Annotated in this window: 10 protein-coding genes and 1 tRNA gene; 7 read left to right on the forward strand and 4 right to left on the reverse strand. The window is 30.4% G+C overall.

The window, feature by feature from the left end:
- Window positions 1-87: 87 nt before the first annotated feature.
- From rnr to KQS_RS00015, 3 genes are all read left to right on the forward strand, one after another.
- Window positions 88-2,265, forward strand: a complete 2,178-nt coding sequence (gene rnr, locus KQS_RS00005; protein ID WP_014387161.1) for a ribonuclease R — start codon at window positions 88-90, stop codon at window positions 2,263-2,265.
- A 49-nt stretch (window positions 2,266-2,314) separates the two neighbouring features.
- Window positions 2,315-2,989, forward strand: coding sequence for a head GIN domain-containing protein (locus tag KQS_RS00010; protein WP_014387162.1), 675 nt, complete (start codon window positions 2,315-2,317; stop codon window positions 2,987-2,989).
- Between the two features lie 102 nt (window positions 2,990-3,091).
- Window positions 3,092-3,769, forward strand: coding sequence for a LysE family translocator (locus tag KQS_RS00015; RefSeq protein ID WP_014387163.1), 678 nt, complete (start codon window positions 3,092-3,094; stop codon window positions 3,767-3,769).
- A gap of 174 nt (window positions 3,770-3,943) precedes the next feature.
- Here KQS_RS00015 and KQS_RS00020 read toward each other — a convergent pair.
- A tRNA-Cys gene (locus KQS_RS00020) sits at window positions 3,944-4,014 on the reverse strand.
- A gap of 113 nt (window positions 4,015-4,127) precedes the next feature.
- A complete protein-coding gene (gene folB, locus KQS_RS00025; protein ID WP_014387164.1) occupies window positions 4,128-4,484 on the reverse strand; it encodes a dihydroneopterin aldolase in 357 nt (118 codons plus the stop codon).
- Window positions 4,485-4,634: 150 nt separating this feature from the next.
- Between folB and KQS_RS00030 the strand changes: the two genes are divergently transcribed.
- Complete coding sequence (locus KQS_RS00030; protein WP_014387165.1) at window positions 4,635-6,317, forward strand: glutamine--tRNA ligase/YqeY domain fusion protein; 1,683 nt, start codon at window positions 4,635-4,637, stop codon at window positions 6,315-6,317.
- 409 nt (window positions 6,318-6,726) lie between these two features.
- On the opposite strand, the gene KQS_RS00035 is transcribed toward KQS_RS00030, so the two are convergent.
- Window positions 6,727-7,692: an SPFH domain-containing protein gene (locus KQS_RS00035; protein ID WP_014387166.1), complete on the reverse strand. Its 966-nt coding sequence runs from the start codon at window positions 7,690-7,692 to the stop codon at window positions 6,727-6,729.
- A gap of 102 nt (window positions 7,693-7,794) precedes the next feature.
- Here KQS_RS00035 and KQS_RS00040 point away from each other — a divergent pair, with 102 nt between their 5' ends.
- Window positions 7,795-8,451, forward strand: a complete 657-nt coding sequence (locus KQS_RS00040; protein ID WP_014387167.1) for a hypothetical protein — start codon at window positions 7,795-7,797, stop codon at window positions 8,449-8,451.
- Between the two features lie 37 nt (window positions 8,452-8,488).
- Here the strand turns inward: KQS_RS00040 and gltX are convergent, their stop codons facing one another.
- Entirely contained in the window at window positions 8,489-9,991 is a 1,503-nt protein-coding gene (gene gltX, locus KQS_RS00045; protein WP_014387168.1) for a glutamate--tRNA ligase, read from the reverse strand.
- Between the two features lie 182 nt (window positions 9,992-10,173).
- Between gltX and KQS_RS00050 the strand changes: the two genes are divergently transcribed.
- Window positions 10,174-13,470 carry a hypothetical protein gene (locus tag KQS_RS00050; protein WP_014387169.1) on the forward strand — a complete coding sequence of 1,099 codons (3,297 nt, stop codon included), beginning with the start codon at window positions 10,174-10,176 and terminating at the stop codon, window positions 13,468-13,470.
- Complete coding sequence (gene ybeY, locus KQS_RS00055) at window positions 13,470-13,889, forward strand: rRNA maturation RNase YbeY (protein ID WP_014387170.1); 420 nt, start codon at window positions 13,470-13,472, stop codon at window positions 13,887-13,889. The genes KQS_RS00050 and ybeY overlap by 1 nt, the downstream gene beginning before the upstream one ends.
- Window positions 13,890-13,898 lie beyond the last annotated feature (9 nt).

Raw genomic sequence — 13,898 nt, forward strand, 5'->3', positions numbered from 1 at the left:
TGTATGAAATCGCAAAAAGATTAAAATTGAATTCCAATAAAAAAACACAATACCATTTGACTGTTAAAAAAAAATGAAAAAGACCAAATGAAAAAGAATTTTAGAAAAATGACAAAAAAAAACAAAGACTTCTCAGCAAAGATTTATAAAATACTTTCACAAGAACCTTCTAAGAGTTTTAATTACAAACAAATTGCTGCAATTTTAGAAGTTACAGATACTCAAAGTAGAAACGAAATTATTAAAGAGTTAAAATATTTAGCCTCTCAAGAAAAGATACAAGAAATTGATCGAGGTAAATTTCAAGTAATTTCAAGTTCTGATTATTACGAAGGATATATTGATATGACCTCTCGTAAAACAGGCTATTTTGTGTGTGATGAATTAGAAAAAGATGTTTTAATACCGTTTGCTAATTTAAATCATGCGTTAGACGGCGATAAAGTAAAATGTTACATTTATAATAAAAGAGCCTCTAGAAGACCCGAAGCTGAAGTTGTTGAAATTCTTGAACGAGCTAAGAATGAATTTGTTGGCGTGATAGATGTTCAAAAGAATTTTGCCTTTGTTACCACAGCTAATGCGAAAATGTATACCGATATTTTTATTCCAAAAAATGATATTGGTGAAGCCCAACATGGTGAAGTCGTTTTGGTTCGTATGACGGATTGGCCTAAAAAAGCAGATTCTCCTTTTGGAAAAGTAGTAAAAGTGTTAGGTAAACCAGGGGAACACAACACTGAAATTCATGCTATTTTAGCAGAATATGGCTTGCCTTATGATTTTCCAATTGAAGTAGAAGCTTTTGCAAATAAAATTGATACTTCTATTACCGTTGAAGAAATTGCGAAACGAAGAGACCTACGTAATGTTTTAACATTTACTATAGATCCTAAAGATGCCAAAGATTTTGATGATGCCTTATCTTTTCAGGTTTTAGAAAATGGTAATTATGAAATTGGAGTGCATATTGCCGATGTTTCACATTATGTTAAAGAAGGCACTATTTTAGATGACGAAGCTTATCATAGAGCTACTTCGGTGTATTTAGTAGACCGTGTGGTTCCCATGTTACCAGAAGTGTTGTCAAATTTTGCTTGTTCCTTGCGTCCACATGAAGAAAAATATACCTTTTCTGCCGTATTTCAATTGAATGAAAAAGCAGAAGTACTTGATTCTTGGTTTGGAAGAACCGTAATTTATTCGGATCAGCGTTTTGCTTATGAAGAAGCTCAGGAAATAATAGAAACAAAAAGTGATATCATTCCTGCACACATTTCGTTAACTGGAGAACAGTATCATGCTCCAAAACCAATAGTTGAAGCTACATTAAAGCTAGATGAATTAGCTAAAAAATTACGTAGTAAACGAATGGCAGCTGGTGCTATTTCTTTTGATAAAGTAGAAGTAAAATTCAATTTAAATGAAAATGCAGAACCTGTTGGTGTATTTTTTAAACAAAGTAAAGATGCGAATCATTTAATTGAAGAATTCATGTTATTAGCCAATAGAAAAGTAGCAGAATTTATTGGTAAACAAAAGAAAACTTTTGTCTATCGAATTCACGATGAACCTAATGAAGATAAATTAATGAGTTTGCAATCGGTGATTTCAAAATTTGGTTATTCCATAAATTTTAAATCGAAAGCAACCATTTCTAGTTCATTAAATACCTTGTTAGAAGATGTTCAAGGGAAGAAAGAACAAAATATGGTAGATACTTTAGCTATAAGATGTATGAGTAAAGCGGCCTATTCTACTCAAAATATCGGACATTACGGATTAGCATTTGATTATTACAGTCATTTTACGTCTCCTATTCGTCGTTATCCTGATGTTATGGCACACCGTTTGTTACAATATTATTTAGATGGAGGCAAAAGTGTGAGTGAAGAGGATTATGAAGAAAAATGTAAACATTCGTCTGAAATGGAAAGTTTAGCTGCTAATGCCGAACGCGATTCTGTGAAATACATGCAAGTAAAATACATGCAAGATCATAAAGATCAGGAGTTTTTAGGTGTTGTTTCAGGAGTAACAGAATGGGGTATATATGTAGAAATCATTGAAAATAAATGCGAGGGAATGTGTCGAATTCGAGAAATAAAAGATGATTATTATGTATTTGATGAAAAACAATATGCCTTAGTTGGAGAAATGACTAAAAGTTTAATACAATTAGGGGATGAAGTGTATGTTAAAGTTAAAAACGCCGATTTAGTTAAGAAACAATTAGACTTTTGGTATATTAGAAAGAATGAATAATTAATTTTTGTCTTGCTGAACTTGTTTCAGCATCTAAATTTACAATAACATGAAAAAAAAATTTTTTAATTTTTTAGCTTTTTCCATATTTTCAATTTGTGCTGCTCAGACTGAAAAAAACGTTGGTGATTTTACTAAAGTCACTGCTTTTGATAAAATTGACGTTACCTTGGTTCCAGGAACTGAAAATAAGGTTTTGTTAACAGGTGCAAATTCAAGTGAAGTGGAATTAATCAATAAAAATGGGGAATTAAAAGTCCGTATGCCTTTGGGTAAAATGTTAAGTGGAGATGATGTCACTGCCACAGTTTATTTCAAAAAAATAGATGCTGTGGAAGCGAATGAAGGCAGTAGAGTAGTTTCTAAAGAAGCGATTCAAGCTATTGGATTTGATATTATTACTAAAGAAGGTTCAGAAGTAAATTTACAAAACTTACAAGCGGATAAATTAACAGTTAGGACCAGTGCAGGTAGTATAGTTACTGTAAAAGGTACAGTAAAAAATCAGGATGTTTTAGCTAATTCTGGTGCAAAATATGACGGACAAGATTGTAAAACCCAACAAACAACAGTGACTGTTAATGCAGGTGGTATAGCTCAAATTTTTGCAACTGATTTTGTTGATGCCAAAACACGAGCAGGTGGAACAATTACAATTCATGGTAAACCAAAACAAATTAATGAAAAGAAAATTGCTGGAGGTACCATAGAACAAGCAAAATAATTTTGTAAAAGAAATTGTTTATATTTTAAAACGATACCCTAAAAAGTATCGTTTTTTTAGTATATTTTAGTAACTTCGTACAAACAAACTATAAATATATAAATGATTCAAGACATTTTAACTGCCTTGCCATGGGGTTTTCTATTGGCTATTTCTATTGGTCCAGGATTTTTTGTTCTTTTAGAAACAAGTATTACTAAAGGTTTTAAAGCAGCAATTTTTTTGGATTTTGGAATAGTGTTTAGTGATATTATCTTTATTTTAATAGCTTATTTTGCTTCTAATCAAATATTAGCACAATTTAAAGATAATCCTAATTTATTTATTATTGGCGGACTTATAATGGGTATTTATGGTTTAGTATCATTTATTCAATTAAAAAAGAAGTTTGTTATTGAAGAAGAAAAAGATGTTGATGATATTCCTAAAAATAACTACTTAGGTTTATTTTTTAAAGGGTTCTTTTTAAATGTAATTAATATTGGAATATTAGGTTTTTGGATGATGGTAATTATTACACAAGGTCCAATTTTAAAGATGGTTCCTTTTAGAATTTTTACTTTTTTTGCTGCAACTTTATTATTTTATTTAGGTTTTGATGTGGTTAAAATTTTATTAGCTAAACAATTAAAACACCGTTTAACTCCCACTAATATTTATAAAATTAAACGTATTATCAGTTTTGTATTAGTTATTTTTGGTGTTTTCTTCATTTTACAAGGTCTTTTTCCTGGAATGAAAGAAAAAGTTACTGATCGAATTGAACATTCTGCTGATTAGATTTTTTAATTTGAAAATGTGTTATATTACTTAATACATTTTAGTATTCATTGCCTGAGTTCGATGTATTTTAATTAATTCTTTAGATTCTAGCTCGAGTTTAGCGGAGGAAGAAGTAAACAAGTTCCGATTAATAATAAAAAAAAGAGCTACTATTTCTAGTAACTCTTTTCGAGGCATCGCCCGGATTCGAACCGGGGTACGCGGTTTTGCAGACCGATGCCTAGCCGCTCGGCCACGACGCCTTATTGGATTGCAAATATACTAAAAAAGTTAAAAGTCAAAAGTTAAAAGTCAAAAGTTTTTATAATTATTTAAATCTAATTACTTTTTACTGTTCACTAATTACTTTTAAAAACTATCTTTTTTTCTTCATTATAATAGTAACTCCCTCAACATCACCACCAATAGGCGGATTCAATTTGGTTACTTCTACCCTAACCTGAGTCACCATAAATAATTCATTTAAAATTCGATCGATGATTCTTTTAGCTACATGTTCTAATAATTTAGCACGTATTGCCATTTCTTCTGTAACAATTCGGTTTAAATCTACATAATCAACCGTGTCTGTCAATTCATCGGTTTGAGAAGATGGTTTCAAATTCGTTTTTATCGTTAAATCCACGCGATAATTACTACCAATTTTTGCTTCTTCTTCTAAACATCCGTGATAAGAAAACGTACGAATGTTGGTTAATTTTATTATTCCCATTAATTTTTGTTTCAGGTTTCAAGTTTTATATTGTTTACTTGAATAGTATTTTTTCAAGTTCAAAGTTAGGTAGTTTTTTCAACTTTTTAAACAACTTTAAACCTTAAACTTGAAACATTTTCTATCTTTGCTAAAAGATAGAAAATTATTATGTCTACAGAAGAAAAATCACTGAATTTTATAGAACAAATCATTGAAGAAGATTTAAAAAATGGTTTGTCAAATGATAAGTTACGTTTTCGTTTTCCACCAGAACCTAATGGGTATTTACATGTGGGTCATGCCAGTGCAATTTGTCTTAATTTTGGTTTAGGATTAGATTATAAAGCACCGGTAAATCTTCGTTTTGATGATACCAATCCTTCTAAAGAAGAACAAGAATATGTAGATGCGATTAAGCGCGATGTAGCATGGTTAGGTTATCAATGGGATAAAGAATGTTATGCTTCAGATTATTTCCAACAATTATATGATTGGGCAGTAGAATTGATTAAAAAAGGTAAAGCTTACGTAGACAATCAATCTTCTGAAGAAATGGCGAAACAAAAAGGAACGCCAACGCAACCAGGTACTAATAGTCCAAATAGAGACCGTTCAGTGGAAGAAAACTTAGATTTATTTACTCGTATGAAAAATGGTGAATTTCCTAACGGAAGTTACATTTTACGTGCTAAAATAGATATGGCTTCACCCAATATGTTGATGCGTGATCCGATTATTTATCGTATTATGCACGAACATCATCATAGAACTGGAAATGATTGGTGCATTTATCCTATGTACGATTGGGCACATGGTGAAAGCGATTATTTAGAACAAATTTCACATTCTTTTTGTACGTTAGAATTCTTACCTCATAGAGAATTATACGATTGGTTTTTAGACCAAATTTACGACAGTTCTAAAGTAAGACCGAAACAACGCGAATTTGCTCGTAGAAATTTATCACATACGGTAGTTTCTAAACGAAAATTATTGCAATTGGTTGAAGAAAAGCATGTTACAGGATGGGACGATCCACGTATGAGTACGATTTCAGGTATGCGTAGACGCGGCTATACACCTGCTGCCATTCGTAATTTTGCTCATACAATTGGAATTGCTAAACGTACCAATTTAATTGATGTTTCGTTATTAGAATTTTGTGTACGTGAAGATTTAAATAAAATTGCACCTCGTGTAATGGCGGTTTTAGATCCAGTTAAATTAGTAATTACGAATTATCCTGAAGGTAAAGAAGAATGGTTAGAGGCAGAAAATAATCCAGAAGAAGAAGTATTAACTTTTAGAGAAGTACCTTTTTCTAGAGAATTATATATCGAAAGAGAAGACTTCCAAGAAGAAGCACATAAGAAATTTTTCCGTTTAACCTTAGGTACAGAAGTACGTTTAAAAAATGCGTATATCATTAAAGGTGAGTCGGTTGTAAAAGATGAAAACGGTAAAATTACCGAAATTCATTGTACGTATGATGTAGATTCTAAATCAGGAAGTGGTACCGAAGCGAGTAAACGTAAGGTTAAAGGAACCATTCACTGGGTTTCTATTCAACATGCAAAAGAAGCTGAAGTACGTGTGTATGACCGTTTATTTACACATGAAATGCCGGATGGAAATAAAGAGGTTGATTTTAAAGAATACATCAATCCTAACTCTTTGCAAGTTATAACAGGTTATGTAGAACCAAGTTTAACTTCTGCTAAAGAATTGGATCATTTCCAATTTCAGCGTTTAGGATATTTTTGTGTAGATCGAGATTCCACAGCAGAAAAATTAGTTTTCAATAAAACAGTTGGACTAAGAGATACTTGGGCAAAAGTTTCAGAACAATAAAAATAAAAAGTTGTCTACTGAATCAAGTTCAGTCTTAATTTATATAAGAAACCTGTAAAAAATTTTTTTTGCAGGTTTTTTTATTTTATATCAATAAAATCAATTTTAAATTAAACTTTTATAATTAGTATGTATAATATATTTTATCTATTATTTTTAATATTTATATAACTATTATCTTTTAAAATCGACTTCTATATTTTGTTTTTAAAACATTTTTAAAAACGTGTAATATGAATTTAAGATAATGTTTGTAAAAGTGTCTAAAAAAGCTTTAAAATACATTTTTGTTGTTTTTTTATATTTTTATCAATAAAAACAATCTAAATAGTTACTTCAATAAATTTTAGATATAAAAAAAACCACCAATTTAAAATTGATGGTTTTTTTAAATTATTTAAAAAAAATTTTACCCTTGTGCAGGTGGAACATCATTCCCACTTCCTAAATGTTTATCTTTCGGTTTTGGTTTAGTGGTTTTCATTGCTTCACCAATTTGGTTACTCGCCGCAAAACTCGCTACCATATTGTTCAACATATCGGTTGCAGCTTGTGGTGAATTTGGTAACAATATTAAATTAGAATGGGTATCGGCACCAATAGCATGTAACGTATCATAATGTTGGGTTACCACAATTAAAGCACTGGCTTCTTGTGAATTGATTCCCACTTCATTCAATTGATTTACCGATTCTACTAATCCTCTAGCAATTTCTCTTCTTTGATCTGCAATACCTTGACCTTGAAGACGTTTACTTTCTGCTTCTGCTTTAGCTTTAGCTACAATACGAATACGTTGTGCTTCTGATTCATATTCAGCAGCTACTTTTTCACGTTCCGCAGCATTAATACGGTTCATAGCATTCTTAACCTGAATATCCGGATCAATATCGGTCACTAATGTATTGATGATGTCGTAACCATAAGTCGTCATCGCTTCGTTTAATTCACGTTTTACTGCAATTGCAATATCGTCTTTTCTAACAAAAACGTCGTCTAAGATTAATTTTGGAACTTCCGCACGTACCACATCAAATACATAAGCAGTAATTTGATCGTGCGGATATTCTAATTTATAAAAAGCTTCATACACTTTTTCTTGTATTACTTTAAATTGTACTGATACTTTCATTTTAACAAACACATTATCCTTCGTTTGTGTTTCAATGATTACATCTAATTGTTGTATTCTTAAATTTACACGTCCGGCTACTCGATCAATAATGGGTACTTTCATTTGTAAACCCGAGTTTCTAATACTTGTGAATTTTCCAAATCGTTCAATTACGACAGAAGTTTGCTGTTTTACTGTGAAAAAAGCAGAGAAAAAAATAACCAATCCAAAAATGATGAATGGTATTGAAATAAATTCCATAGTTATACGTTTTAGTTAATAGATATGTAGTTATACGTTTTTTTATTAGTAATGTTACATATTTCATAAATAATACTATTTTTGCCCCTTAATTTTTTAAATATGAAGAAGTTAGTATTTGTAGTAATCGCCCTATTTTCAATTGTATCTTTTGGTCAAAGAGGTTTTAAAGACAGTAATCGTATAGGTATTGGTGGAGGTTTAACCCAAATGAATATTTATACCAGTAATTTTAATATAAAACCAGAGCAAGGTTGGATGGCCGGTATGCATGTTCGTGGAAATTATTACAACGACTGGCAAATGAGTTTTGGAATGTTTTTTACTGATAGTAATTTTTCCTTACAATCTTACAAAGGTTTATCTAAAGTGGATACGAATTTTAAATTATCTGCCGTTCAAATTTATTTGTTACCAGGCTACGTAATTAGTCAAAATCATTTTAATGTGGAGTTTGGACCTGTTTTACAAATTAATGATAAATTAAAAATTAGTAAAGACGATGAGAACAATATTCTTGTTGATCATCCTACTTTACAAGCGAAAGATATCACACAAGTTACTAAGATTAATGCCAATATTTATGCAGGTATTAATGTAGGAATCACTAATTTTCGTCTTCGTTTAGGTTACCAATATGGTTTAAATAATTTCTTTGGTAATTACAAAAATGTAGAGGAAATTAAAACAAAAGCACCAAATGAGAAATTCAAAGGAAATCTTGGAATTTTAAGCGGACAGTTGACAATTTATTTGTAAAAAACAAAACCCCTGAATTTTCAGGGGTTTCTTTTTTTTATAATGTAGCTATAGCTTTCTCAATTCGTTTTATTGTTTCGGCTTTTCCTATCATTTCAATAATATCAAACAAGTGTGGTCCTTTTAAAGCTCCTACTAAGCTTAAACGTAACGGTTGCATTACTTTACCCATTCCAATTTCATTCGTCGTCATCCATTCTTTTAAAAGTGTTTCAATATTTACAGAAGTAAAATCTTCAATCTTTTCTAATTCTGAAATCACTTGTTGCATTAAACTTGGCGTTTCTTCTTTCCAGTTTTTAGTCGCTTTTTCATCGTAAGATGTTGGCGCTTCAAAGAAATAGTCGGATAAATCCCAAAATTCATTTACGAAATGTGCTCTTTCTTTAATCAAAGAAACCACTTTTGTTAAATCAAGAGCAGTTGAGATTCCTTTCTTTTCTACTATTTTTTTAAAGCTTGCTGCTAAATTTTCATCCGATTGTTTTTGTAAATATTGATGATTGAACCATTTGTTTTTCTCTGGGTCAAACTTCGCTCCTGCTTTATGAATTCTTCCTAAATCGAATTTTTGTACCAATTCTTCTAATGAGAATATTTCTTGTTCCGTTCCGTCGTTCCAACCTAATAAGGCTAAAAAGTTTACTACCGCTTCTGGGAAGAAACCATTTTCTCTATACCCCATCGATGTACCTTCTTCTGTTTTCCACTCTAATGGAAATACAGGGAATCCCATTTTATCACCATCACGTTTTGATAATTTTCCATTACCAATTGGTTTTAAAATTAAAGGTAAATGTGCAAATTCAGGTGCTTCCCATTCAAATGCTTTATATAATAAATGGTGTAAAGGTAAACTAGGTAACCATTCTTCCCCACGTATTACATGCGATGTTTCCATTAAATGATCATCTACTATATTCGCTAAATGGTACGTTGGCATCCCATCTGATTTGAATAATACTTTATCATCTAATAAATTCGTGTCAAATTTTATGGTTCCACGTATAATGTCTTGTAATTCTAATAGTTCATTTACTGGAGTTTTAAATCGTACAACAAAATGTTCACCATTGGCAATACGCTCTTCTATTTTTTCACGTGAAACTGTTAAGGAATTATCTAATTGTTCTCTTACCGTATGATTATAGATAAATGTTTTTCCTTCGGATTCGGCTTTTTTTCTTAATTCATCTAATTTCTCCGCTGTGTCAAATGCGTAATAAGCCCAACCTTTTTCAATTAATTCATCAGCATATTGTTTATACATAGCTTTACGTTCACTTTGTCGGTAAGGTCCAAATTTTTCATTCTTTCCTACGGTCTCATCAGGAGCAATTCCTAACCATTCTAAAGCTTCAAATATATAAGCTTCTGCACCTGGAACAAATCGAGTTTGATCGGTATCTTCTATTCTTAAGTAAAATACACCATTATGTTTTTTTGCAAATAAATAATTGAATAAGGCTGTTCGTACACCTCCTATGTGCAAAGGTCCTGTTGGACTGGGTGCAAATCGAACTCTAACGGGTCTTGACATAATTCTTTTTTTTAGAAATTTTCTAATTGAGTACAAAGATAAAACGAACTTCTATCTTAACTATGAGAACTTTTAATATTTTTTTGGTTTATTAACATTTTCTGCTTTTGTATTAACGAATTACATTTGATTTATTTATGAAAAATATTGTAAATTTATCGGTTATAAACATTTTGTAAACAATGGTTGAAAAAAAATCGATTATTTACGATAAATTAGAAAGCTTTATCAAAAAGTATTACACGAATGAGCTAATAAAAGGAAGTTTACTTTTTATAGCTATTGGCTTGTTATACTTCATTTTTACTTTTCTAATTGAATATGTATTTTGGTTTTCTACATCAGGAAGAAGTATTTTATTTTGGTCTTTTGTTATCATTGAATGTTTGTTGCTGTTTAAATTTATTGCGATTCCATTATTTAAATTGTTTAAACTTCAAAAAGGAATTAACTATGAAGAAGCTTCTGTTATAATTGGTAATCACTTTTCTGATGTTAAGGATAAATTACTGAATTTTTTACAGTTATCAACTGTAACGCAACCCTCTGAATTAGTATTAGCTTCTATTGATCAGAAAGCTGAGAACCTTCAACCTATTCCATTTTCTAATGCTATCAATTTTAAAAAGAATTCACGTTTTTTACCTTATGCCATTATACCAGTATTGGTGATTCTTTTCTTTTATTTTTCGGGTAATGCTGATATTGTTTCTAATAGTTTTAATCGTGTAGTAGCTTACAATCAAAATTTTGCTAAACCTGCTCCTTTTCGTTTTATAATTGAAACCAATCCGTTACTTGTGGAACAAAACCAATCGTTTCAATTAAAAGTAAAAACAGTGGGTTCTATTCAACCAGAGAACGTTTCTATAGTTATTAATAATGAAACTTATTTTTTAGAAAGTGAACAACCAGGCTTTTTTACCTATACTTTTCAAAATGTTCAACATGATATTCGTTTTCATTTATTAGCAAACGAAATAACGTCTAAAGATTTTACTTTAAAAGTGGTTAACGTTCCAACCATTTCTTCATTTGCTATGAAATTGGTTTATCCTTCACATTTAGGTAAAACTTCTGAAGTCATTAAAGGCACGGGTAATGCTGTTGTTCCAGAAGGGACTCAAGTATTTTGGGTGTTGAATACCTTAGCTACGACTTCAGTGCATTATATAGAAAATAGTTTGTTTACTAATTTTACACCAACCTCTAATCAATTCCATTATTCTAAAATTATTAAAAAGAATACCGATTATGAGATAGCTATTTCTAATAAGCAATTGAAAGACTACGAAAAATTACAATATAAGTTAACGATTCTAAAAGATCAATATCCCTCTATTTCTGTTACTGCTGCTCCAGATAGTTTAAAATTAAAACAACCTGTTGCTATCGGTCAAGTTTCTGATGATTATGGAATGTCTGCTTTACAAGTGGTATATTATGATGTTACTAAACCTACTGTTCGTTTTAAAAAATCCATTGCTATTAAAAATAAGTTAGTAGATCAATTTATCTATTCTTTTCCTGATGGTTTAACCCTAAAACCGGGTGTAACTTACGAATATTATTTTGAAGTATTTGATAATGATGTAGTTAATGGAAGAAAATCATCAAAATCTGAAATTTTTGGTCATAAAGAATTAACATCTGAACAAAAAGAACAAAAAGCTCTTCAGGAACAACAATCTACAATTAGTAGTTTACAAAAAACATTAGATTCTCAAGATAAACAATTGGATGCTTTGGACAATTTAAAAAAATTAGACAAACAAAAAGAAAATCTAGATTATAAAGACCAAAAAAAGATAGAAGATTTTATTAATCGTCAAAAACAGCAACAAGATATGATGCAAGAATTCTCTGAGAAGATGAAAGAGAATTTAGAAATTTTTAAATCAGATAAAAATGACGAATTCAAAAAAGAGTTGTTAGAGCGTTTAGAAAAATCGGATAAAGATGCTGCTAAAAATGAAAAGTTATTGAAAGAACTAGAAGAGCTAACTAGAAAATTGCAAAAAGAAGAGTTGTTTGAAAAAGCCGATCAATTGAAACAACAAGCCAAAGCGCAACAGAAATCGTTAGAGCAATTAGTAGAGTTAACTAAACGATTTTACGTGGAACAAAAAGCTGAACAATTAGTTGAGAAGTTAGATAAATTAGCTGATAAACAAGATAAGCTCTCTGATAAAAATTCCAATTCCTTAGAAGAACAGCAAAAACTTTCTAAGGAATTTGATGCCATCAAAAATGAATTAAATGAGTTAGAAAAAGAAAATAAAGAATTAAAAACACCAATGGATATTCCTAATGATAAGGGAGAGCAACAAGATGTAGATCAACAACAGCAAAAAGCGGAAGATAATTTACAAAAAAACAATACCTCTGCTGCTAAAAAAAATCAAAAATCGGCTGCTCAAAAAATGAAAGAAATGGGTAAGAAAATTAGCAATTCTATGTCTACCGGTGAAATGGCTGAAAATGCAGAAGATGCTAAAGCATTACGTCAAATTTTAGATAATTTATTAACCTTTTCTTTTGATGAAGAAAAATTATTAAAACAATTTAAACAAGTTAAAAACTCAAAAACTTCTATCAATTCTCTATTAAAAAAACAACAAGAATTGAAAGTACAATTTAAGCATATTGATGATAGTATTTTTGCTTTAGCTTTACGTCAACCCAAATTGTCAGATATTGTTTTAAAAGAAGTTGAAGAAGTACATTATAATTTAGATAAAGCTTTAGAATTTTTACCATCATCTAATTTATACAAAGGAATATCACATCAACAATTTGTTTTATCCTCTGCCAATAAATTAGCAGATTTTCTAAGTAATGTGCAAAGCGATATGAATATGTCCATGAGTAGTTCCTCAGGAGGTAAAGGTAAACCGAAACCAGGTCAAGGTTCAGGGCAACAATTATCAGATATTATTCAAAAGCAAAAAGGCTTAGGCGAACAAATGAAAGAAGGTATGCCTAAACCGGGAGAAGGTAAGAAACCGGGTGAAGGAAAAAAGCCAGGTGAAACTGGTAAAAGCGGACAAGGTTCTTCTGGTAACGATGGTGAAGGTGATGCTGGTAAATTGTTAGAAATCCTTAAACAGCAACAAGATTTACGTGAAGCTTTGCAAAATGAATTGGATAAACAAGGTTTAGGAGGCAACGGTCAAAATGCGTTACAAAAAATGAAAGAATTGGAAAAGCAATTAATAAATAAAGGTTTTACACAAGAGAATGTGAATCGTGCTTTACAAATTAATCACGAACTTTTAAAATTAGAGCATGCGATGAAACAGCAAGGACAGGATAACAAACGGGAATCAAATACAAATGCAAAGGATTATTTAGGTTCTAATAAACCCTTACCTCCTGCTCTATTAAATTATTTAAAAAGTGTTGAAATATTAAATAGACAAAGCTTACCTTTGCAGCCCAATTTTAATCAAAAAGTACAAACGTATTTTAAAAACTAATGATACTATTTAATTACGAATCTGATTTTATTTTAACTAATGAGGAAAACTATAGTAATTGGATTTCTAGAATTATTGAATCTGAAGACTATATAATTGGTGAAATAAATTATATTTTTTGTGACGATGAATATTTACACGCTATTAATGTTCAATATTTAAATCACGATACTTTAACTGATATTATTAGTTTTGATTATACGGAAGGTAAAGTTATTTCTGGTGATATTTTTATTTCAACAGAACGTGTTCGAGATAACGCAAATGATTTTAATGTTTCGTTTGATGAAGAATTAAAACGTGTCATGGCACATGGTGTTTTACATTACTGTGGGTATAAAGATAAATCTGATTCAGACGCACAATTAATGCGTAAAAAAGAAGAAGAAAAAATTAACTTGTTCCACGTGGAACAATAGTTAAACAGC

The organism is Flavobacterium indicum GPTSA100-9 = DSM 17447, from assembly GCF_000455605.1.
GTDB lineage: Bacteria > Bacteroidota > Bacteroidia > Flavobacteriales > Flavobacteriaceae > Flavobacterium > Flavobacterium indicum.